The 18,914-nt window shown below is 47.5% G+C and carries 25 protein-coding genes and 2 pseudogenes; 22 read left to right on the top strand and 5 right to left on the bottom strand.

The features are described 5' to 3' along the window. Positions 1-105: 105 nt before the first annotated feature. From DXA57_RS05665 to DXA57_RS05625, 9 genes and pseudogenes are all read left to right on the top strand, one after another. Positions 106-903 carry an erythromycin esterase family protein gene (locus DXA57_RS05665; RefSeq protein WP_243005717.1) on the top strand — a complete coding sequence of 266 codons (798 nt, stop codon included), beginning with the start codon at positions 106-108 and terminating at the stop codon, positions 901-903. A gap of 142 nt (positions 904-1,045) precedes the next feature. Further along, positions 1,046-1,300 (top strand): annotated as a pseudogene (locus tag DXA57_RS05660) (helix-turn-helix domain-containing protein); the annotation flags it as partial. 324 nt (positions 1,301-1,624) lie between these two features. Beyond that, positions 1,625-2,239: a class I SAM-dependent methyltransferase gene (locus DXA57_RS05655; RefSeq protein ID WP_117765453.1), complete on the top strand. Its 615-nt coding sequence runs from the start codon at positions 1,625-1,627 to the stop codon at positions 2,237-2,239. A 1-nt stretch (position 2,240) separates the two neighbouring features. Beyond that, the gene (locus tag DXA57_RS05650; protein WP_117765451.1) at positions 2,241-2,849 is read left to right on the top strand and encodes a class I SAM-dependent methyltransferase; all 609 of its coding nucleotides are present in this window, start codon (positions 2,241-2,243) and stop codon (positions 2,847-2,849) included. A gap of 9 nt (positions 2,850-2,858) precedes the next feature. Continuing rightward, the gene (locus DXA57_RS05645) at positions 2,859-3,722 is read left to right on the top strand and encodes an MBL fold metallo-hydrolase (protein ID WP_117765449.1); all 864 of its coding nucleotides are present in this window, start codon (positions 2,859-2,861) and stop codon (positions 3,720-3,722) included. Then, positions 3,719-4,420, top strand: a complete 702-nt coding sequence (locus DXA57_RS05640) for an L-2-amino-thiazoline-4-carboxylic acid hydrolase (RefSeq protein ID WP_117765447.1) — start codon at positions 3,719-3,721, stop codon at positions 4,418-4,420. The genes DXA57_RS05645 and DXA57_RS05640 overlap by 4 nt, the downstream gene beginning before the upstream one ends. After that, entirely contained in the window at positions 4,420-4,914 is a 495-nt protein-coding gene (locus DXA57_RS05635) for a hypothetical protein (protein ID WP_114000343.1), read from the top strand. Before DXA57_RS05640 ends, DXA57_RS05635 begins: the two co-directional genes overlap by 1 nt. Before the next feature lie 10 nt (positions 4,915-4,924). Further along, positions 4,925-5,698 carry an alpha/beta fold hydrolase gene (locus DXA57_RS05630; RefSeq protein ID WP_117765445.1) on the top strand — a complete coding sequence of 258 codons (774 nt, stop codon included), beginning with the start codon at positions 4,925-4,927 and terminating at the stop codon, positions 5,696-5,698. 9 nt (positions 5,699-5,707) lie between these two features. Beyond that, positions 5,708-6,538, top strand: coding sequence for a class I SAM-dependent methyltransferase (locus DXA57_RS05625; protein ID WP_117765443.1), 831 nt, complete (start codon positions 5,708-5,710; stop codon positions 6,536-6,538). Between the two features lie 81 nt (positions 6,539-6,619). Here DXA57_RS05625 and DXA57_RS05620 read toward each other — a convergent pair whose 3' ends face one another. Then, positions 6,620-7,375 (bottom strand): 4Fe-4S binding protein, encoded by a 756-nt coding sequence (locus DXA57_RS05620; protein WP_117765441.1) that lies wholly within the window; start codon positions 7,373-7,375, stop codon positions 6,620-6,622. Positions 7,376-7,503: 128 nt separating this feature from the next. On the opposite strand from DXA57_RS05620, the gene DXA57_RS05615 reads away from it, so the two are divergent. Beyond that, positions 7,504-7,944 (top strand): RrF2 family transcriptional regulator, encoded by a 441-nt coding sequence (locus DXA57_RS05615; RefSeq protein WP_117765439.1) that lies wholly within the window; start codon positions 7,504-7,506, stop codon positions 7,942-7,944. A 304-nt stretch (positions 7,945-8,248) separates the two neighbouring features. Here the strand turns inward: DXA57_RS05615 and DXA57_RS17795 are convergent. Continuing rightward, positions 8,249-8,632, bottom strand: a pseudogene (locus DXA57_RS17795) (transposase zinc-binding domain-containing protein); the annotation flags it as partial. 29 nt (positions 8,633-8,661) lie between these two features. Next, positions 8,662-9,228 carry a flavin reductase family protein gene (locus DXA57_RS05600; protein WP_117765436.1) on the bottom strand — a complete coding sequence of 189 codons (567 nt, stop codon included), beginning with the start codon at positions 9,226-9,228 and terminating at the stop codon, positions 8,662-8,664. Positions 9,229-9,347: 119 nt separating this feature from the next. Between DXA57_RS05600 and DXA57_RS05595 the strand changes: the two genes are divergently transcribed. Together DXA57_RS05595 and DXA57_RS05590 are read left to right on the top strand one after the other, a co-directional pair. After that, positions 9,348-9,686, top strand: a complete 339-nt coding sequence (locus tag DXA57_RS05595) for a winged helix-turn-helix transcriptional regulator (RefSeq protein ID WP_117765434.1) — start codon at positions 9,348-9,350, stop codon at positions 9,684-9,686. A 71-nt stretch (positions 9,687-9,757) separates the two neighbouring features. Next, positions 9,758-10,234 carry a pyridoxamine 5'-phosphate oxidase family protein gene (locus DXA57_RS05590; RefSeq protein WP_117765432.1) on the top strand — a complete coding sequence of 159 codons (477 nt, stop codon included), beginning with the start codon at positions 9,758-9,760 and terminating at the stop codon, positions 10,232-10,234. 98 nt (positions 10,235-10,332) lie between these two features. Here the strand turns inward: DXA57_RS05590 and DXA57_RS05585 are convergent, their stop codons facing one another. After that, positions 10,333-10,770, bottom strand: a complete 438-nt coding sequence (locus DXA57_RS05585; RefSeq protein WP_243005715.1) for an Rrf2 family transcriptional regulator — start codon at positions 10,768-10,770, stop codon at positions 10,333-10,335. A 123-nt stretch (positions 10,771-10,893) separates the two neighbouring features. Between DXA57_RS05585 and DXA57_RS05580 the strand changes: the two genes are divergently transcribed. The 4 genes from DXA57_RS05580 (at position 10,894) to DXA57_RS05560 (ending at position 13,878) form a co-directional block, all read left to right on the top strand. Continuing rightward, entirely contained in the window at positions 10,894-11,874 is a 981-nt protein-coding gene (locus tag DXA57_RS05580) for an NAD-dependent protein deacetylase (protein ID WP_199612680.1), read from the top strand. 258 nt (positions 11,875-12,132) lie between these two features. After that, positions 12,133-12,969 (top strand): NAD-dependent protein deacetylase, SIR2 family, encoded by an 837-nt coding sequence (locus DXA57_RS05570; RefSeq protein WP_117765428.1) that lies wholly within the window; start codon positions 12,133-12,135, stop codon positions 12,967-12,969. Positions 12,970-13,080: 111 nt separating this feature from the next. Then, complete coding sequence (locus tag DXA57_RS17905; protein WP_442857668.1) at positions 13,081-13,311, top strand: TIGR04076 family protein; 231 nt, start codon at positions 13,081-13,083, stop codon at positions 13,309-13,311. A 3-nt stretch (positions 13,312-13,314) separates the two neighbouring features. Then, a complete protein-coding gene (locus DXA57_RS05560; protein WP_117765424.1) occupies positions 13,315-13,878 on the top strand; it encodes a DNA-3-methyladenine glycosylase I in 564 nt (187 codons plus the stop codon). A gap of 87 nt (positions 13,879-13,965) precedes the next feature. Here the strand turns inward: DXA57_RS05560 and DXA57_RS05555 are convergent, their stop codons facing one another. After that, a complete protein-coding gene (locus DXA57_RS05555) occupies positions 13,966-14,226 on the bottom strand; it encodes a winged helix-turn-helix transcriptional regulator (protein WP_243005714.1) in 261 nt (86 codons plus the stop codon). A gap of 436 nt (positions 14,227-14,662) precedes the next feature. Here DXA57_RS05555 and DXA57_RS05545 point away from each other — a divergent pair, with 436 nt between their 5' ends. The 6 genes from DXA57_RS05545 (at position 14,663) to DXA57_RS05515 (ending at position 18,913) form a co-directional block, all read left to right on the top strand. Further along, a complete protein-coding gene (locus tag DXA57_RS05545; protein ID WP_117765422.1) occupies positions 14,663-15,214 on the top strand; it encodes a flavin reductase family protein in 552 nt (183 codons plus the stop codon). 131 nt (positions 15,215-15,345) lie between these two features. After that, complete coding sequence (locus DXA57_RS05540) at positions 15,346-16,362, top strand: O-acetyl-ADP-ribose deacetylase (protein ID WP_117765419.1); 1,017 nt, start codon at positions 15,346-15,348, stop codon at positions 16,360-16,362. A 185-nt stretch (positions 16,363-16,547) separates the two neighbouring features. Continuing rightward, positions 16,548-17,207, top strand: coding sequence for a vWA domain-containing protein (locus tag DXA57_RS05535; protein WP_117765417.1), 660 nt, complete (start codon positions 16,548-16,550; stop codon positions 17,205-17,207). Between the two features lie 312 nt (positions 17,208-17,519). Then, positions 17,520-17,747, top strand: a complete 228-nt coding sequence (locus DXA57_RS05525; protein ID WP_005929859.1) for a helix-turn-helix domain-containing protein — start codon at positions 17,520-17,522, stop codon at positions 17,745-17,747. Beyond that, positions 17,728-18,336 carry a DUF1819 family protein gene (locus tag DXA57_RS05520; protein ID WP_007882141.1) on the top strand — a complete coding sequence of 203 codons (609 nt, stop codon included), beginning with the start codon at positions 17,728-17,730 and terminating at the stop codon, positions 18,334-18,336. Before DXA57_RS05525 ends, DXA57_RS05520 begins: the two co-directional genes overlap by 20 nt. A 1-nt stretch (position 18,337) precedes the next feature. After that, positions 18,338-18,913 carry a DUF1788 domain-containing protein gene (locus tag DXA57_RS05515; protein ID WP_005929853.1) on the top strand — a complete coding sequence of 192 codons (576 nt, stop codon included), beginning with the start codon at positions 18,338-18,340 and terminating at the stop codon, positions 18,911-18,913. The last annotated feature ends 1 nt before the right edge of the window (position 18,914 follow it).

Genomic DNA, 18,914 nt, shown 5'->3' with positions numbered 1-18,914 from the left:
ATTGGTGTGGGCTACCGCATGATGAAAATAGAATAACGCTATGAGGACGGCCAGTGTTCTCTATGAAAAATAGACGATTGAGTTTCGGATTGCCCTAATCATTTTTTGTTATTTGGAAAGGAAATCAATACCACACTTGCTATATTTATTGAAAATGGACAAGGAAAAGGCGTTGTACGGCAAGACATAATTCCGATGTTGACAGTTTACATTTTTTGGTCAAGCATTACTTCGTTCCTTACCCTTGCACAAATGAAAGGACAATTCATATCAAAGCAATTTTCTATCTCTGAAGAATTGGAAAGCAAGAACGGTTCGGGAAATGCAATTCACTTTGTAGATATTTTAATGCAGCATTCCGAGCTTCAAACTCTGACAAATGCTGATGGTGCTACATTAAGAGATCAATTTATGGCAGAAAATGTACAGTGGATTTTACAGCAGGAGCAGCGAAATGGGCATGAAAAAATCTTTGTGACAGGTCACAACAGCCATATCGCAAAATGGGGCAGTTCTGACTCGATGGGTAAACTTCTTTCCAAGGACGCAGCAAACGGTTACTATGTCATTGGTACCGATTTTTATAAAACCCATTGCAATATGCCGACCCGTTCGCCTGAAAAGCGTACAATTCAGGTGTTTTATTCCCATGACCCTTTAGCAAAGGCGGCAAAACTGGCGGGATTTGATATTTGTTGGTTGGATTTTACTAAAGTCCCGGAAAATTCTGAACTGGGTAGGCAGGCTTCTGAATACACCTATATGGGAACACTTGGAGAAAGCTACTCAATCATTATGCGACTTCTTCCTCCAAGTTATCGAATGTTTCAACCTCCTGCGGTGCTTTATGATAGTATGATATTTGTAACGGATGCGAACCCTACAAAAATATTAGAAGAATAACGTATGCAAAACTTCCAGCAAGTTTGAAAAAAATGAATCCCGAAAAACAGACCGTTGACCTGCGCCGTGTGCGTACAAAGTCGGCGGTCTTTTTTTATCCCCAAAATCAAAAAAGGAGGTCAATCACAATGGTAAGAGACTTCACGATGTTCGCACTTCCCGTGGCATTACGCAGGAGAAACTGGCGGTTCGACTGGGACTGGCAAGCAAGCAGCATGTCAGCCGCATGGAGAATGGAGAGCGCAGCTGCTCCATTGATTTGCTGATCGAACTGTCCTGCATCCTCCATGTCAGCACAGATTATCTTCTGATGGGCAGCGAGCCAAGCAAAGAGGAAGTCAAAAATGATCTTCTGAGCATTATTTCGGATCTGTCTACGATTGCGAAGAAAATCTAATCGTGCTCTGCGTTTGGAAATGACAAAATAGAGATACTATACCATTGCAAAAAAAGAAGTGAGCATGATATAATATGGATAAGAAGGCAAAAGTCACCGCAATGGTGTGAAAATAGATTTTGGCTGTTTCCATAAGGAGTAGATCGAGAGGCGTTATCCTCAGTGGCTGAAAATACAGATGTGTGATGCTTGCAGCAAGCTATTTGTATAAGCCGAAAGGCCGCAGAAATGCGGCTTTTCCTAAATACATGAGTTAATCGAACCTAACTTGTCAATGTGCGTGTGCTGGTTGGATAAATCTAACCACAAAAAGGAGAGACAGCAATGCGAGAACACAAGAATTTCTGGGACAGAAATGCAGGTCTGTATGACTGCTTTATGCGAAAAGACAGGGCAGTATACGAGAAAATGTATGAGCTGATCCGTCCGGTCGTGAAAGACAAAACAGTGCTGGAGGTTGCTACCGGAACGGGACTGATCGCCAAGCACATCGTAAAAGCAGCGGCACACATCGAGGCGACGGATGCCTCTCCGGAAATGATTACAGAGGCCAAACGGGGGAATTACTCTGCGAAGCTGCGTTTTTCCGTGCAGGATATGTTTTCTCTGCCATACGCGAGCAAATCATTCGATGTGGTAATCGTATCAAACGCACTGCACATTGTGCCTCGGCCAGAAAAATCACTGCGAGAGATCAAACGGGTGCTGAAGGATGACGGTGTGCTGATCGCGCCTACCTTTACGCACGCAGAAAACTCATTTCCCGGCAAGGTCAAAGCCTTTTTCATGAATCTGGCAGGCTTTCCGCTCCACAGCAAGTGGACGAGTGAAGAATACCTAAAATTTCTGCAACAGAATGATTGGACAGTGCGAAAAAGTGTTGTTCTAAAGGCCTCTTTTCCGCTGACCTATACGGAATGTGTGAAATCGGAGGTGTGATATGTCCTTCTTTGAAAACACCCGCAAGCCCGTAGGCTTTAGCGGGAAGATCATGGTTGCTATGATGAACTTTGGGCACAGCGCAATGGCAGCGTGGGGATTGCATTTTTTGCAGCCTGTCCCGGATGCCATGGTGCTGGACTGCGGCTGCGGCGGTGGAGCGAACATCAAAACGCTGCTGAAGCTGTGTCCCAAGGGCAAGGTGCAGGGCATCGACTATTCGGCAGTCAGTGTAGAAAAAGCGCGAAAGGTCAATGCAGGTGCCATTGCAGCAGGGCAGTGTACTGTGCAGCAGGCAAGTGTAGCAGAGTTGCCGTTTGAAGCGGAGCAGTTTGATGTAGTGACCGCATTTGAAACGGTCTATTTCTGGCCGGAGCTTGCGCAAAATTTCAGAGAGGTCTATCGGGTGCTGAAGCCCGGCGGGACTTTTTTCATCTGTAACGAAGCAAACGGCGAAACAGCAAAAGACGACAAATGGACGCGAATCATTAACGGTATGACCATCTATACGGATGCTGATCTGAAAGTGTATCTGGAGCAAGCAGGCTTTGGCAGGGTTCAGAGTCACAAAAATAAAAAGGGCTGGCTGTGTGTCACAGCACAGAAATGAGGTGCGATCATGTCGAAAAAAGCAACGGAATTTCAAAGAAAAGCAATGAGCCGGATGTATCGGGGCAAGGAGATCTTTAAGCCTTTGAACACCGGCTGGATCGATGAAAATGTCGCTTGTGTGCGAGAGTGGGTGGCAAATATCTTTTTCTACCGCAAGGGTGATACCACCATTATGATTGATGCCGGATACAACTATGACCGTCTGGCGGAGAAAATGAGCTGGCTCGGTATCGACCCGCATTCCATCCGGCACATCCTCATCACGCATCAGGACACTGACCATGTGGGTGCAGTGGAGGCCGACAGTCCGGGACTATTCCGGGACGCAAAGCTCTACATCGGCGAGGTTGAGAACCGCTATCTGACCGGCGAAGTGCGCCGCAAGGTGATCTATCGCCTGTACAAGCTGCCGCAGGTCACGATCCACAACGAAAAGGTACTGTTGCATGACGGCGAGGTTTTCGATATTGGCGGCATCAAAATCGAATGCTTCCTTGTCCCCGGTCATACCTGGGGGCACATGGTATATCTCATTGACGATAAGTATCTGTTCACCGGCGACACGCTATGGTTCGGTGCGGACGGCGGATATAGCTTTATTTCCTCTCTGGCAGAGGATAATAAGCTGGCTGTGCAGTCACTGGCGGAGCTGGAACGGAAACTGCGCGCCCGTGGTCTGCATCCGTATTTCATCACCGGTCACACGGGATGGACGGACAATTTGGAATTTGCTTTTGCCCATAAGGACAAGCTCTGTTCGCCATTCAAGAAACGGGTACACGACCCGTCGGTACCCTATGATGCCTACGACGAATCGGACGACACCGAAGAAAATGCAAAGAGCGGTTTTCTGAAAGGCGTGGGAAGATGAAGGACAGCGAATTACAAATTGACCGCAGCTGCCATGTGCTGTATTCCAAGCCCTGCAAAAAGGAAATACTGGCGAAAATCGCCCTGCACTATCCGGAAGCGGAGCGGGAGACAGTATGGGAAAAGGTGCAGCGGCAGTACACGGTCTTTCTCTCCGACTGGCGCATCGATTTTGGCGGCAAAAAGAACTTCCACAACGGCGTAGGCGGCACCTACGACTGCATCGCCATCATGAGCTATTATGTGGTCTGCAAAGCAATTACTTCGTTCCGTGAAATTGAAGAGATGGAGGAAAATCTGATCCTGCCGACCTTCCGCAAGCTGAAATTCGTGGACTGCAACAAGCCGTTCTGGAGGAAGCTGATGTACAGGGCGTTTGTTCGTGCGAAAAGCGGCTGCGACAAATGGCACGATTACGAGATGTCGGTTGCGCCTTACGAAAACGGCAAGCCTATTTATTATGAGTTTACGTCGTGTCCGGCGGCGGAGTTCGCCATCCGGCACGGTCTTACGGACATCATGCCCGCCCTGTGCAATGTGGACTTTGCGTCTATGGAGCTGCTCCATGCAAGGCTTATACGGACGAACACCTGCGTGAACGGCTGCCGGTGCGACTATACCATCTGCGGCGACCAGGACCCGTATGTAAAGGAACATCCCGAATATCGGGATGAGGCGGGCTTCAGGAGGAATCGGTAATGCTTTTACAGGTGATTTTGGAAGGCATCGGGCTGGGCGTTCTGCTCATTTTGGTTTGCGCCATCGGTATCCGCAAGGGCGCGGTGGGCATGGTGCATCTTTACAGCCAGGAGGTGCAGGAGCGGTGCGTAACGCTGGGACTTACAACACACGCGAAAATCAAGCGAAATGCTTTGATTTTCAAAGCTGTCTGCGTCCCCGGATACATCGCCTATGTGCTGGTCTGCGTCTATGCGCTCAACGGCGCAAAGGGCTTCGTTCAGGGCTTTTGGCAGCTGCTGGTCATACTGTCCGTTATGAATCTCATAGACCGATTTTGGGTTGACGGCTATTGGGTAGGACATACGAACGCATGGGAAATTCCGGGGACGGAAGACCTGAAACCCTACATTACAGCCAAGGATAAGGGCAAAAAGTGGCTGTTCGGCACAATTGGTATGGCGGTCATTTCGGCAGCACTGGCGGCGATTATGATGCTTTTTATGAAAATATGAGGTGATAGAAATGCTGTTTCAAACATATGGCGACAGGAGGAATCCTGCCGTGCTGTTCTTTCATGCAATGGGTGTGACAGGAGCGAGCAGCGAACCGATTGCGAGGTATTTGCAGGATCGATATTTCTGCATCTTGCCCACCTCCACCGTTTACTGCGAGGGGCAGAAATATGTCAGCAAGCAGGACGAAATACGGCAGGTGGAGGACTTTCTGCATCGACAGGGCGTGGAGCGGCTGGCGATGGTGGTCGCTTCTTCCATCGGTGCAGACCTTGCCATGGCGTTTCTGACGCAGACGAAGCTGCCCGTGGAGCACGCTTTCTTTGACGGCGGGCAGTTCGCCCAAATCGGAAAGGGCACGCGCCGTATCATGACGCCGTTTCTGTATTTTGCCATCAAGAGCCTATATTGGTCGAAGGGCGGTACGCTGAAAAAGATACTGTGGTGTGACGACGATTCCATAAAGTTGTATTTTATAGACGCAGGGAAAAATCTGACCTATACAAATTTGCGACGGCAGATTTCGGACAGTCTGGAGGATAAACCCTTTCCGCCGCTTTCAAAAGAATTGCAAAAACATACCTATTTCGAGTTTGGCAGTATAGAAGATCATTTCAAATACCGTCAAGCAGTGATGGAAGCCTACCCCTGCGGCCATTATCCCGTGTTTGAGGGATACAATCACATGCAATATCAGATTCGCGATCCAAAGGGGTTCGCCGAAATGCTGGCACACATCGCCGAGCGTGACTGTATGCCGGAACTGCCATTTATCAGAAAGTGAGTGATACTCATGAAATACAAAATCGAGAAAAACACCGTACAGGAGACGCTGATCATTCCACTGTATGCGCGGAAGGTCTGCTCAGAACTATACCCGAATCTCTACCGGGACGAAACAGCGGTTCGCCTGATTGACGAGATCGACTACGATTTTTCAGAGGCGGAGAAAAACTCCCGCGGCCTGATGCAGCGTTTCGGTTCACTGGAGGTGGCCATGCGGCAGAATGACCTTGCTTTTGAGGTGCGGGATTATCTGAAATCTCACCCCAATGCGGCGGTGGTCAATCTTGGCTGCGGGCTGGACAGCACTGGAAGAAGCTGCGACAACGGCAGCTGTAAAATTTACAATCTGGACTTTCCCGATGTCATAGCCGTGCGTAACGAGCTTTTACCCGCCGGGGAGCGTGAGGAAAATATCCCATGCGATTTGAACAATACCGAATGGTTTAGAAAAATTGACTCTTCAAACGGCGCGGTATTCTTTTCCTCCGGGGTGTTCTACTACTTTTTGACTGAGCAGGTCAAGGCGCTGGTACAGCAAATGGCAGACGCTTTTCCGGGCAGCGTGCTGGTGTTTGACGCTGCAAATCGGACGGCGGTGAAGATGATTGCAAAAACATGGCTCAAAAGCGCGAAAATCAAGGATGTCGGCGCATATTTTGCGGTTTCGGACGCACAAAAGGAGATTTCCCCGTGGAACAGCCGTCTGAAGGTCACCAGCCGCGGCTATATGCTGGGATACAACGATCTTCGCGACCCGTCCGTCAGCGGCTTTTTCCGTTTTCTCGCCAGGGTCGGTGACGGAATGATGAAGATGCAGATTGTAAAGATCAACTTTTGAAAGAGGCGTTCATGAGCAAGTAGCGAAGCGGATTGCGAATGTCCGCTTTACTTAACTCAAGCGTTAAAAAGTTTTGGCCTCTTATAGAAAGAGTTCATTTGATTTCTGGACGGAACAGGCTTTCTTGATAGCTAATGCCGCAACAGAAACCATCACCTTGTTAACGCTGCGTGCATGAACAGGGCAGATTGAGACACATCTCATACAGGAAATGCACTTGGATTTATCGGTGATCTTACCATTGCCCTTGGAAATCGCCTGAGCAGGACACTTCTCCGCACACAAACCGCAATTTGTGCAAGGGGAATCAGCAGAGGGAACAAATCCGCCGCTGGATTTTTTGTAAGGACGCTTACCAGGAATGGCTGGAACAGCCAGGGAGCCGGATAGCACTTTTTCAAAAATTTTGGTGCCGAATACAGAGAGCTGTTTGCAGTCTTCTGTATTGGGACGGCCTGCGGCATATTCGTGAATAATTGAATGTTCTGCAACGGCAGAAATGGCGGCAATCACCTGAAAACCAGCGGCATTCGCAGTATCCTCCATTTGAACAAGCGTACTCTCATAGGCGCGATTCCCGTATACTGCCACAAGAACGCACTTCGCACGATTTCCATTGATCTGAGCAAAGCGATCAAGTGCCAGCTGTGGGGCTACTCCACCAAAAGATGGCATGGCGACAAGCACCAGTGAATCGGATTCAATGAAGAATGATGCAAAATCTGTGGAGGTAGATGAAAGATCAATCGTCTGGACTTCCGGCCAGTTCTGGGTGATAGCAACGGCGACTTTTTCGGTTCCGCCAGTGGGACTGAAAAGAATCTGATAGTACTTCATTATAAACACTCCTTTGATGTAAGAAATAGAACTACAACATTAACATCAGTATAGCAGTCGTGAGGTGTCGTGTCAATATTTACAGCAGGGGAGTGCTATGTTAAAATAAAAGTGGGAGGGCAAAGATTATGCATGTCAGTAACAAATGTTCGATTGCTATTCACTGTTTGATCTTTATCCATGAATATGGAACAGAGAATAAAGTGACGAGTGAACTGCTGTCACTTTCTACCGGCTGCAATCCGGTGACAATCAGGGGTATTCTCAGTGCGCTGAAAAAAGGCGGTGTTCTGGATGTGAAGTCTGGTACTGGCGGTGCGACTCTTGCAGCAGAACCAGAAGATATAACGCTTTATCGGATTTGTACGGCGGTGGAACCGGATGCCATTGACAAAATGATCGGTATTCATTCGTCACCATCACCATTTTGTCCTGTGGGCAGGAAGATTCAGTCAGTGCTGGATGATACCTACGAAGAGTTGAAAAAAGATGTGATTGCCAGCATGAAATCCATTACGCTGGATAAAATTCTTGCCGATTATCACGATAAACAGCAGAAGAGTCAATGAAATATTTTTTTTGAAGCCGGGGTGGGGAGCATCCCGGCTTTTTCTCTTTAATAGTAAAGTTCCGGAAAGAGCATTTCATGTTTACAATCCGGACAGTTCAGTGGATCATATTCAAAAGAAGAAAGGATAGCAGTCCGCCATCTGTTGAAACTGCGAAATACATGGCGTTTTTCTTTTGAACGCGGATAAGCATTCCCCCACTTCAAGTGCGCGGAGCATTAAGCGGCGGGTGAGGGGGGATGCTTCTGTCAGTGGGAGTTGAAAGCTCCCACTGACAGATCGCGAAGCGGATTGCGAATGTCCGCTTTACGAACATATGTGAAATGACACTGGTAACAGCGTGGAAAAGGCAGTTGAGCAGAGTACGGTTTTCCAGGAAAAAATCACGAAGATTTTCATCAATCGTAAAGACACAATGGCGGTGTTTGACATTAATCAGCTTAAAGGACATGGAAGTAGTACGTTCCATAGAATATTTGTTTCCGCAGGTAGGGCAGAAACGACTGTGACAACGGAATGGAACAAATTTAAGCTTGCCGCAGTGCGGACATCCATACATGGCACCGCCAAAAGATGGATCACCACAGTTGATCATCTTATCAATGTTTTCCGTCTCAGAAGATCTGAGATAGAGTGTACATTTAATTTCTTCATAGTAGTCAGTAAAGATTCTTTGTAAAATATTCATAAGGCTATTATGCAGAAAAAAGAAACACCTTACTTTTTCAGCTTTAAGCCATCTCGGAATGCTTCGCCCACACGCTCGGTGACTTTATAATAGCCGTGAGTGTAGGGGTCAAATGCGATGGCGTTGACCTTAGACATATCAATTTTTCCATCCACCATAACGCTCTCATCGGCAGTGATATTGACCACCTTGCCAATGACGCCGCATCCGTATTCATTGTTCTGATACTCGATGAACCTGCACTCCAGGCAGATCGGGAACTCGTTGATGACAGGGGCATCTACTGTTTCTGCTTTGCTGGCTGTCAGACCGCTGCGGGCAAATTTATCGGCAACTTTATTGCCGGACTCTATGCCGAAATAGTCTGCTTCCACTATGTGGGCAGCATCGGCAATGCTGACGGTGAATGCTCCCCGTGCCTTGATGTTCTGTACGGTCTTGTGTGTCTCGGTGAGGTTCAGAACAACGGAGTCCCGCTCCTGCATGGTGCCCCATGCGGCGTTCATGACATTGATGCTGCCGTCCTCGTTGTAAGTTGCAACCATCAGAACCGGCATGGGAAAAATGCCTTCGGTAATTTTCAGTTTTGTTCTCATGATAACTCCTCCTTGTGATCATATTGACAGGACTGTTCATCCTGCTTATAATTATATCCACGCAAATTATAAATTCAAGTACTGATAATTATGACAGGTACTATCTTAGGAGAAAGTGAATGATACAGAACTATATTGAGAACGCCAATTTCGAAGATACCGGCTTTGCCTACACGTTGTCGCTGATCTCCGGCAAGCACAAGATGGTCATTCTTTACTGCCTGATGGAGTTTGAGACGGTGAGATTCAATGAGTTGAAACGGTATCTGAAAACCATTTCCGACAAAACTCTCAGCACGAATCTCAAGGAGCTGGAAGCGGATAAACTGATCGCCCGCACCGAGTATCCGCAGATCCCGCCGAAGGTGGAATATACGCTTTCGGAACGAGGAAAAACGCTGATGACTGTGCTGGATCAGCTCTGTGTCTGGGGCGAGGAGAATCGACTGACAGAGTGACAACTTCAAGATTGTGTAATTTTGAAATTAAAAAAAGGAGGAATCGTGTACGATTCTTTAGGTATTTATCTATGAGAAGAAAAGATCGAGAAGTAACAAATATTATTGAAATTCTGCAGATTATTGAAAAAGCGAAAGTCCTGCATCTTGCTTTGTTTGATGCTGATTATCCCTACATCGTTCCACTTCACTACGGATACGAATATACGGAGGGTATCTTGATTTTCTACATGCACTGCGCAAAAGAAGGGCATAAGCTGGATCTGATCAGAAGTAATCCAAATGTGTGCATTGAGGTAGAAAGTGATGTTGAGCTTATATCCGGCGGAGATGTAGCTTGCAAATACGGAGCATCATTTGCATCTGTGATTGGGCGTGGCCGTGCAGAATTAACAGAGGATGTGCAGGAGAAAATACGAGGCCTTTCGCTCTTTATGAAAAATCAGACGGGTCGTGAATTCAATATCAATGAAGAGATGGCATCGACAGTAGAGGTCATCAAAGTTGTTATCTCAGAGTTCACAGCCAAATCAAGATCGAAAGATTAACAGCATGAGCTTTACGTTTATGCTGATTATATGAACGCAGATAAGCATTCCCCCGCTTCAAGTGCGCGGAGCACTAAGCGGTGGGTGAGGGGGGATGCTTATGTCAGTGGGAGTTGAAAGCTCCCACTGACAGATCGCGAAGCGACTGCGTTCATGAGCAAGTAGCGAAGCGGATTGCGAATGTCCGCTTTACTGTCCAAGTAAAAACCCCGCAGCACCAGTTGGATATTTACACCCACGCCACAGGCAGGATTGGTGTGGATGTCCTGATGGAGCAGGAGCTTGTTGCCCTCTACTGCCCGATAGGCATCCAGTAGAGAGATTTTCTCCGGCTCACGAGCCAGAGCAGGTCGGAGATGTCCCTTCACGCTGACCAGCAGTCCTCCCTTCCGCAGGGCGGACATGAGCTGGCGCACATAGGCAGGATTCGTCTGAATGCTATCTGCCAGCTTGTTACTGGTCAGGTCGCAGTCTGGGTACAGAGCGATAAAAGACAAAATATGAACAGCGTCGCTAAGGCGGGTAGAATATTTCATGGCCTGATCTCCTTTTTTTAATGTTATTTTTATTATAACAGCATATTGACAGTGACACTAGAGGATGCTAAAATACTTTGAAGTAAGAATAAAAATAACATCCAATCAAAAGGAATGGTGAAAATGAACTTCTATGATGATTTGGTCATGCAGACCCAGATGAATTATTCCAGGCACTATCCTATCTATGCTTCCGGCAGTACGCCTTATCAGCTGACTGACAAAAAGCCGCTGCCGTATAGCGAACAGATCCATCGTTTGGTACAGGAGGTAAAGGAAGCTGACTGTGTGGTAGTGGGCGGAGCCTCCGGCCTGTCCGCTGCCGGTGGTGGAGATTTTTACTACGAGGACAACGACTCCTACCGCAAATACTTCCGGCCTTTTGCTGAGAAGTACCACTTCAAAGGTGCTTTTGCAGGGATGATGCACCCCTGGAAGACAAGGGAAGAGTATTGGGGGTATCTCGCCACCTTCCTTCACACCACCCAGACCGCACCTGTGCGTCATTCCTATTTGGATTTAGACGCTTTGTTGAAAGGCAAGGACTTCTTCATCCTCACCACTAACCAGGATACCCAGTTTGTCAAACTCTACCAGGAGGAGAAGGTGGCAGAGATCCAGGGAGATCACCGCTTCTTCCAGTGTGCAGCCTGTTGTACCGATGACACTTGGGATGCGGTAAAGCCGGTGGCTGATATGGTAGCCGCTATGGGGGATGGCACGAAGATTCCCACGGATCTCATTCCCCGGTGTCCTCACTGCGGCGGTGAGGCATTCCCCTGGGTGCGAGGATATGGGAATTTCCTGCAAGGAAAGAAATATGAAGAACAGTACGAAAAAATTTCTCGCTACGTACTGGAACACAAAGACAGCAAAATTCTGTTCCTGGAGTTGGGCGTTGGCCGAATGACTCCCATGTTTATCCAAGAGCCTTTCTGGAACCTGACCCTCAGCTTTCCTCATGCTCGATATATTGCTATCAACAACAAGTATGACTTCCTGCCCAAGCAGTTGGAGGACAAGGGCATGACCATTGTGGCCGACATTGCTCAAGTGCTACGGGATGCACGGGATACCATGGACAGCGGAGATAACGGTCAATGAGGGTTGGAAACAATTCTTGCTGTTGGAACTTGGCGTGGGTGAGATGACACCCAGTATCATCAAATTACCCTTCTGGGAACTTACTGCCAAAAACGAAAACGTCTTTTATGCATGTCTTAATCGAGAGGCAGCTCATAGGCCAGAGCATCTGCGGGGACGCAGCCTGTATCTGCAAGGAGATTTGGCGGAAACTCTAGCTGCCCTCCGGCAGGAGCGATCCATCGCAGCAACCATAAAATAGAAAAGGAGCGAACGAATATGATTGATTGGAACCCTATTGCGGAAAAATTCAGAGAAGCGGACGCTATCCTGATCGGGGCCAGTAACGGCCTGTCCATCACCGAAGGACTGCATTTGTTTGCGGACAATGCGGCCTTTGAAAGACTGTTTGGGGATTTTAAACGGAAGTACGGCCTTGGGTGCATTTTGCAGGGCATGATGGCCGGATGGCCCAGCGAGGAGGAAAAATGGGCCTTCTGGGCCCGGCTCATCCATCATTACTGCGGGCAGTACCAGCCTACGCCGGTGATGAACGATTTAAAGGCCATTGTAGGAGAAAAAGATTACTTTGTCGTCACATCAAACGGAGAAGGTCACTTTGAACTGTGTGGTTTCGATCCGACGAAAATCTATGAGATTGAGGGCAACTGGTTTACGATGCAGTGTGCCCGCCCCTGCCACGACACCCTCTATCCTAGTCTGGAGGTGGCCGAAAAATTATCGGCTGCCGAACAGGGCGGCCATGTGCCTATAGAGTTGGTGCCGCGCTGTCCCAAGTGCGGAGGTCCCATGGACATCCACATGGGTGCGGGTCAGAGAATGATTCCGGATACCGCTGCCCAGGCACGGTTCCAAAACTTTCTGAAGATCTACCACGGAAAGAAACTGGTGGTTCTGGAGTTGGGCATTGGCTGGCGCAATCAGCTGATCAAGGCTCCGATGATGCGCCTGGTGGCCGACGAGCCAAACGCCACTTATGTGACCATCAATCTGGGGGAGATCTACATTGCGGACAATATCAAAAAGAAGTCCTTCGGACTGGACGGGCGGCTGGACGAGCTGCTGCCTGCTCTCCGGGAGGCGTGCGAGGCATGACGATTTCGGAGCAGGTTCAAAATGACTATACAAATGCATAAAAAGGTTAAAATCACCGTGCTGCGGATGGAATATTATTAGGAACTGGCAGAACAGTATGCAATTCCTAATTTGGGGAAGTGTCCTTTTCATCAGAAAGGTCAAGTGCTGTACAGCGATGGCATCAATCCACCGGATGGGATGTGTGGCGTTGCTTGGCAGGTGATTGCTCCCATGGAGCGTCAGTTATCCTTGGGGGAACCAGTTCAGCCGTCTGGCACTTGGCTCAATGATGATACGATTGGTGTGTTTGCATGTCCAGACGGGATCCGGCCTGTTATTTTTCTCTTGGAGGTGGAGTAAGGAATGCAATGGGTAGATGGAAAGATTCGATGCCATTGGGTGAACCCGACTAATACCACTTATCTGCGATACCATGACGACGAATGGGGCAGACCGGTCCACGATGACCATATGCTGTTTGAAATGTTGATTTTGGAGAATTTTCAGGCAGGCCTCACCTGGGAATGTGTCTTAAATAAACGGGAAGCGTTTCGCCGTGCTTTTGACGGGTTTGATTTACGGAAGGTGGCATCTTATAGCGAAGAAAAATTGACGGCTCTGCAAGCTGACTCCGGAATCATCCGTAACCGGCTGAAAATACGAGCTGCAGTGGTCAACGCACAAGTGTTTCAAAAGATACAGCAAGAGTGGGGCAGTTTTGATCGATACTTATGGCATTGGACAGATGAAAAAATCATCCAAGAAGTAGACAAGGTCAGCTCACCATTATCTGATGCCATCTCAAAAGATTTGAAAAAGCGGGGCATGAAGTTTGTGGGGACCATAATCATCTATGCCTATTTGCAGGCGGTGGGAGTTATCAACTCTCATGAATCAGGTTGCTTCCTGAATCCTTCGCAGCAGTAGAAAATGTAGAAAATAAAACGCCGGGAAGTTGACTCAAATTGTCAATGCCTCCCGGCTATTATCTTGCAGATATTAATATAGTTAGAATCATGGTATATATTTCATTCCCCATTGGGAAATGGCGTAAAAAACCGGAAGCAGATCCTGCCCTTTCTCAGTGAGGGAGTACTCCACTCGCAGAGGCATTTCATTATATTGGATACGCTGAACCAATTCATCCGCTTCCAGCTCCTTCAGGGCGTTGGTCAGAGCCGTATTGGTAATGGGTTTGAGAACTTTTTTCAGTTTCCCAAAATGCATTAATTCTACAAAAACATTATACACAAATCCGCTTTTTTTCAATCCCACCACAGCCCTGCATAGAACGCATAAAATTCGCCGGAAAATGGAACATGTAACCTTATCGTTATCTATGAGATGGAAGAACCAGAACAGATTTCCCTGAATGATCATTATTTATCCAGTGATTCTGGAATTTCCAGAATCTTTATCGGAAAAAGCAGAATGCAGGAAAGGATTATCTTCATAAGGTTACCAGATGGCTTGCGGAGTACTGAAAAGAAGAAGGGATGTTCGTTTTGCAACGACCGAAGCGGAGTGCGTAGACAGCAGCGATTTACGCAGTAAATCAGCGGATTTCCGTTAAATTTATCAAATCGGATATAAAAATACACCTTGCATCTGTTATTATGTGCTCGGAAGAGATATAATGAAGAAGAGTAAGAAGGCGGATTGCGCATGTCCGTCTTGCCAATGAGAAAGTCGATTAAAGGAGGACAAGTAAATGAGTAGAGTAGATTTTGGTGTAAAGCCGGTCATGTATCCGATGCCGGTATTGATCATCGGTACATATGATGAAAATGGTGTTCCGAATGCCATGAACGCCGCATGGGGAATGATCACGGACAGGAATGAGATTTCCATCAGTATGTCGGAGCATAAGACAACGGAAAACATTGCAAAGACCGGTGCATTCACGGTCAGTATGGCAACAGAAGATACCGTTATCCCGTGCGACTATGTTGGCATAGAATCTGCAGGAAAGGTGCCGGATAAATTTACCAGGGCTGGTTTTCATGCAACGAAAAGTGAGAAGGTCAATGCACCTCTGATCGACGAACTTCCAATGGCGCTGGAATGCAAATGCAAGAGCTTTGATAATGGCATTCTGATCGGTGAAATTGTCAATGTGAATGCAGATGAAAGGATTCTTACGGATGGGAAGATCGATCCGAAGAAACTGAAACCGATTACCTACGATCCGGTCAACAATACTTATATCGGTCTTGGCGAAGTGGCAGGGAAAGCCTTTGGAGATGGAATGCAGCTGAAATAAAGAGGTGATACTGATGAAACGGAAAATAATCATCGCTGTCGTTGTGCTCATCGCTGTTCTGGCGGTGATAGCCATTGTTTCCATTCTGGCACAGACACCGGCATTGATATGACAGAAGGAGAGGAAGAGGAATGCCCTTACAGATTGTCAGAAATGATATTACAAAAATGAACGTTGACGCAATCGTCAATGCAGCCAATACTTCCCTTCTGGGAGGCGGCGGTGTGGACGGCTGCATTCATCGTGCCGCCGGACCGGAACTGCTTGCAGAATGCAGCACACTGCACGGCTGCGAGACTGGCAGTGCAAAAATCACAAGGGGATACCGCCTGCCTTGCAAATATGTGATCCATGCAGTCGGCCCGCGTTGGCGGGATGGCAGGCATCGGGAACAGGAGCTTCTGGAATCCTGTTATCGGACATCTTTGAACCTGGCGAAAGAAAATGGTTGTCAGTCGGTGGCCTTTCCGCTGATTTCCTCCGGCATTTACGGCTATCCGAAAGATCAGGCGCTGAAGGTTGCAGTCGATACCATCAGCGCATTTCTGCTGGAAAATGAGATGATGGTCTACATCGTTGTCTTTGACCGGAAGGCATATCAGATCAGTGGAAAACTATTTGCCGATATCACGGCGTACATAGATGACCGGTATGTGGATGAACATACTGACAGCCGGGCAGAACAGAGACGGCGGCTCGAAGCGTTGGCAGAGGAATCCTGCTTTGAAGCTGCACCTGCCCCGCTGTCGCCCGAAGCAATCGGTAAATCTTACAGCAGTCAATCTCTGGAAGAGGCACTGGGGCAGATAGATGAGAGCTTTTCGGAAATGCTGCTGCGGAAGATTGGTGAAAGCGGCATGACGGATGCCCAATGTTACAAGAAAGCAAACATCGATCGGAAGCTCTTTTCCAAAATCCGCTCGGATAAATTCTATAAGCCATCCAAACCTACGGTGCTGGCATTTGCCCTGGCTTTGGAACTGCCGTTTGCCCAGATGCAGGAGATGCTCGGCAAGGCAGGTTTTACCCTTTCCCATTCGAACAAATTCGATATCATTGTAGAATATTTTGTCGAACGGGGAAACTATAATGTATATGAAATCAACGAGGCACTGTTTGCTTTTGACCAGAGCCTGATCGGAGCATAAGGACAAAGAAATGTCGCTTTCCATGCGACCACTCCACAAAAGAAAATCGCTATACTATGGCTGTAAGGTACGAAACCGAGCAGCCATATGCGCGTGTAATGAGCCCAAAGTTCGAGCTTGCTCGAAACCTTGGCGAATACCGCGACAGCGAGCCCGCAAGGGCGAGATTTTGGGAGGACAAGCATATGAGAAAGAATTTAATAGAGATCGTTTTTATTTTAGACCGCAGCGGTTCCATGAGCGGACTGGAACGGGATACCATCGGCGGATTCAATTCCATGATTGAGCAACAGAAAAAAGCAGAGGGCGAAGCACTGATCTCAACGGTACTGTTTGACAATGTGAGCGAAGTCCTGTACGACCGTGTAAACGTAAAGGACATCCGATCGATGACTGACCGGGATTACACGGTTCGCGGATGCACGGCACTTTTAGATGCCATCGGCGGTGCGATTCATCACATTGGAAATGTTCATAAGTACGCACGACCGGAAGATGTCCCGGAGCATACCATGTTCGTAATCACTACGGACGGAATGGAAAATGCCAGCCGCCGGTACAACAGCGAAAAAGTGAAGCAGATGATTGAGTGGCAGAAAGCGAAATACGGTTGGGAGTTTTTGTTCCTCGGTGCCAATATTGACGCAGTTGAGACCGCAAGTCAGTTCGGAATCGGCGCAGATCGTGCAGTCAACTATCAGTGCGACAGTGAAGGAACCGCGTTGAATTATGAGGTGGTCAGCGAAGCGATCAGCTCTGTCCGGTGCAGTGCCCCGCTGAGTGCAGACTGGAAAAAGCGTATAGACGAGGACTACAAAAAGCGTGGAGGCCGCAAGCACAAGTAAGTGTTTTTTGAAGCCGGGGTGATGATTCACTCCGGCGTTTTCTTTGGCAGGAACTGCCGTTGAAGCATCCGGAACGGATGCGCAGCCCGATGCCGCAGGCAGCGTTCTATGGGGATTGGGGAGTTTCCCCAACAAGCAGAAAATCGCTTTCGTGTCACGAAAGCCCTGCTTGCAGAAGAGTGGGTTCTAAAAAAATCGTTCAAAATTTGGAAGAACTTTCGATTGATTTTGTTCGTTTCTTGGAGTAGAATATAAAAATGAGAAATTTTAACTTGCTGCGAGTGACTTTAGACATCGAAAAAGAGGTTCCGTATGGATTTCATGACGATTAAGCAGGCTTCTGAAAAATGGGGCATCTGCACAAGGAGAGTACAGACATTATGCACGGAAGGGCGAATTGATGGTGCCGAGCGTTTAGGCCATCAGTGGGTCATTCCTATTAACGCCGAAAAGCCGAAGGATGCCAGAATCAAAAGCGGCAAATACATTAAAACAAAATCCGGAAATGGAGAGAACGAAGATGGAAAGAAAACCGTATAGTGCCGGAGCAGTGAAATTTTCGTTCTGGTTCATGGAATTTCGGAAAACCGTGCAGCTTTTGAGCGAGGGTAAGAGCTTTGCAGATATTAAAAAGTTGAATGAAGAGACAAACATCTATGGTGCACCGACAAAACTACGAGCGCAGCAGATTTATTCTACCGTAACAGCCCGTATCAAGACATTAGATGAAAGCTTTTATCCAATCTTTTTGAGCAGTGATCTTGCTACACAAAAACTATTTGTGCTGACTGCGGCTCTTTTGCATGACACGCTGTTCTTTGATTTTGTGTATGAAGTAGTGCGGGAAAAAATGATTCTTGGTTCCGATGAGCTGACGGATGCGGATATCCGGATATTTTTCAAAAATAAACAGGAACAGAGTGAGAAAGTGGCTTCTCTTCAAGACTATACGCTGCGCCGCCTCGGTTCCTGCTATAAAACGCAGCTTTATGAAGCGGGGCTTTTAGAAAGCAACCGGGCAAACAGCACAAGAAAAATACTGAAGCCAATTCTTGATATTGCATTTGAGCATTGGCTTTATGACCATGATCTTGGCATCATGGTAAAAACACTGACGGGGGTAAGATGAAATGGATTTAAGCCAAAGACTGGACGAGATGGAGCTTGCAATCCATAAGCCATCTTTCCGAAAAGGAACAGGCCGCGCAAATGAGGTCAACTATTGGGTGTTTGATTATCCACCGGAAAAGGAACTGGAAGTTCGGGAGCGTGTAGAGTATCTGAAAAATAAGAATGACCGGGGCGATGATGATTTTGAGCTTGTGGTTTTTGACCTGTATGATATCATCATTGACTTTTTGGAAAAGAAAAACTTTATGGAAAAGTGCTATGACTTTGAAAAAAAGCGAGGAATCGAGCGTATCGTCAAGGCAGTGACCAACTCCATGAAGGTGAATGACGATGACAGCCTGATCGTGCAATATATCAAAGAACATACGCCGGAGAATGCAGTCGTGTTCTTAACCGGTATCGGCAAGTGCTATCCGATTTTGCGCTCCCACAAGGTGCTTAACAACTTGCATCAGGCATTTGTGCGCTGCCCGGTCGTGATGTTCTTTCCGGGAACCTATAATGAGCAGGAGCTGATCCTGTTCAATGAGATTAAAGACGATAACTATTACCGGGCATTCCGACTGGTAAAGTAAT

This window comes from Blautia sp. OF03-15BH (assembly GCF_003463065.1).
Classification (GTDB): domain Bacteria; phylum Bacillota; class Clostridia; order Lachnospirales; family Lachnospiraceae; genus Limivivens.
Note: the sequence above shows the minus strand (reverse complement) of the source record. Positions and strands in the feature narration are given on the sequence as shown.

Bases quoted from the DNA above. Each gene is read 5' to 3' on its own strand.
- DXA57_RS05655 (WP_117765453.1), top strand. From the start codon at position 1,625: ATGCGAGAACACAAGAATTTCTGGGACAGAAATGCAGGTCTGTATGAC.
- DXA57_RS05650 (WP_117765451.1), top strand. From the start codon at position 2,241: ATGTCCTTCTTTGAAAACACCCGCAAGCCCGTAGGCTTTAGCGGGAAG.
- DXA57_RS05645 (WP_117765449.1), top strand. From the start codon at position 2,859: ATGTCGAAAAAAGCAACGGAATTTCAAAGAAAAGCAATGAGCCGGATG.
- DXA57_RS05640 (WP_117765447.1), top strand. From the start codon at position 3,719: ATGAAGGACAGCGAATTACAAATTGACCGCAGCTGCCATGTGCTGTAT.
- DXA57_RS05635 (WP_114000343.1), top strand. From the start codon at position 4,420: ATGCTTTTACAGGTGATTTTGGAAGGCATCGGGCTGGGCGTTCTGCTC.
- DXA57_RS05630 (WP_117765445.1), top strand. From the start codon at position 4,925: ATGCTGTTTCAAACATATGGCGACAGGAGGAATCCTGCCGTGCTGTTC.
- DXA57_RS05625 (WP_117765443.1), top strand. From the start codon at position 5,708: ATGAAATACAAAATCGAGAAAAACACCGTACAGGAGACGCTGATCATT.
- DXA57_RS05620 (WP_117765441.1), bottom strand. From the start codon at position 7,375: ATGAAGTACTATCAGATTCTTTTCAGTCCCACTGGCGGAACCGAAAAA.
- DXA57_RS05615 (WP_117765439.1), top strand. From the start codon at position 7,504: ATGCATGTCAGTAACAAATGTTCGATTGCTATTCACTGTTTGATCTTT.
- DXA57_RS05600 (WP_117765436.1), bottom strand. From the start codon at position 9,228: ATGAGAACAAAACTGAAAATTACCGAAGGCATTTTTCCCATGCCGGTT.
- DXA57_RS05595 (WP_117765434.1), top strand. From the start codon at position 9,348: ATGATACAGAACTATATTGAGAACGCCAATTTCGAAGATACCGGCTTT.
- DXA57_RS05590 (WP_117765432.1), top strand. From the start codon at position 9,758: ATGAGAAGAAAAGATCGAGAAGTAACAAATATTATTGAAATTCTGCAG.
- DXA57_RS05585 (WP_243005715.1), bottom strand. From the start codon at position 10,770: ATGAAATATTCTACCCGCCTTAGCGACGCTGTTCATATTTTGTCTTTT.
- DXA57_RS05580 (WP_199612680.1), top strand. From the start codon at position 10,894: ATGAACTTCTATGATGATTTGGTCATGCAGACCCAGATGAATTATTCC.
- DXA57_RS05570 (WP_117765428.1), top strand. From the start codon at position 12,133: ATGATTGATTGGAACCCTATTGCGGAAAAATTCAGAGAAGCGGACGCT.
- DXA57_RS05560 (WP_117765424.1), top strand. From the start codon at position 13,315: ATGCAATGGGTAGATGGAAAGATTCGATGCCATTGGGTGAACCCGACT.
- DXA57_RS05545 (WP_117765422.1), top strand. From the start codon at position 14,663: ATGAGTAGAGTAGATTTTGGTGTAAAGCCGGTCATGTATCCGATGCCG.
- DXA57_RS05540 (WP_117765419.1), top strand. From the start codon at position 15,346: ATGCCCTTACAGATTGTCAGAAATGATATTACAAAAATGAACGTTGAC.
- DXA57_RS05535 (WP_117765417.1), top strand. From the start codon at position 16,548: ATGAGAAAGAATTTAATAGAGATCGTTTTTATTTTAGACCGCAGCGGT.
- DXA57_RS05525 (WP_005929859.1), top strand. From the start codon at position 17,520: ATGGATTTCATGACGATTAAGCAGGCTTCTGAAAAATGGGGCATCTGC.
- DXA57_RS05520 (WP_007882141.1), top strand. From the start codon at position 17,728: ATGGAAAGAAAACCGTATAGTGCCGGAGCAGTGAAATTTTCGTTCTGG.
- DXA57_RS05515 (WP_005929853.1), top strand. From the start codon at position 18,338: ATGGATTTAAGCCAAAGACTGGACGAGATGGAGCTTGCAATCCATAAG.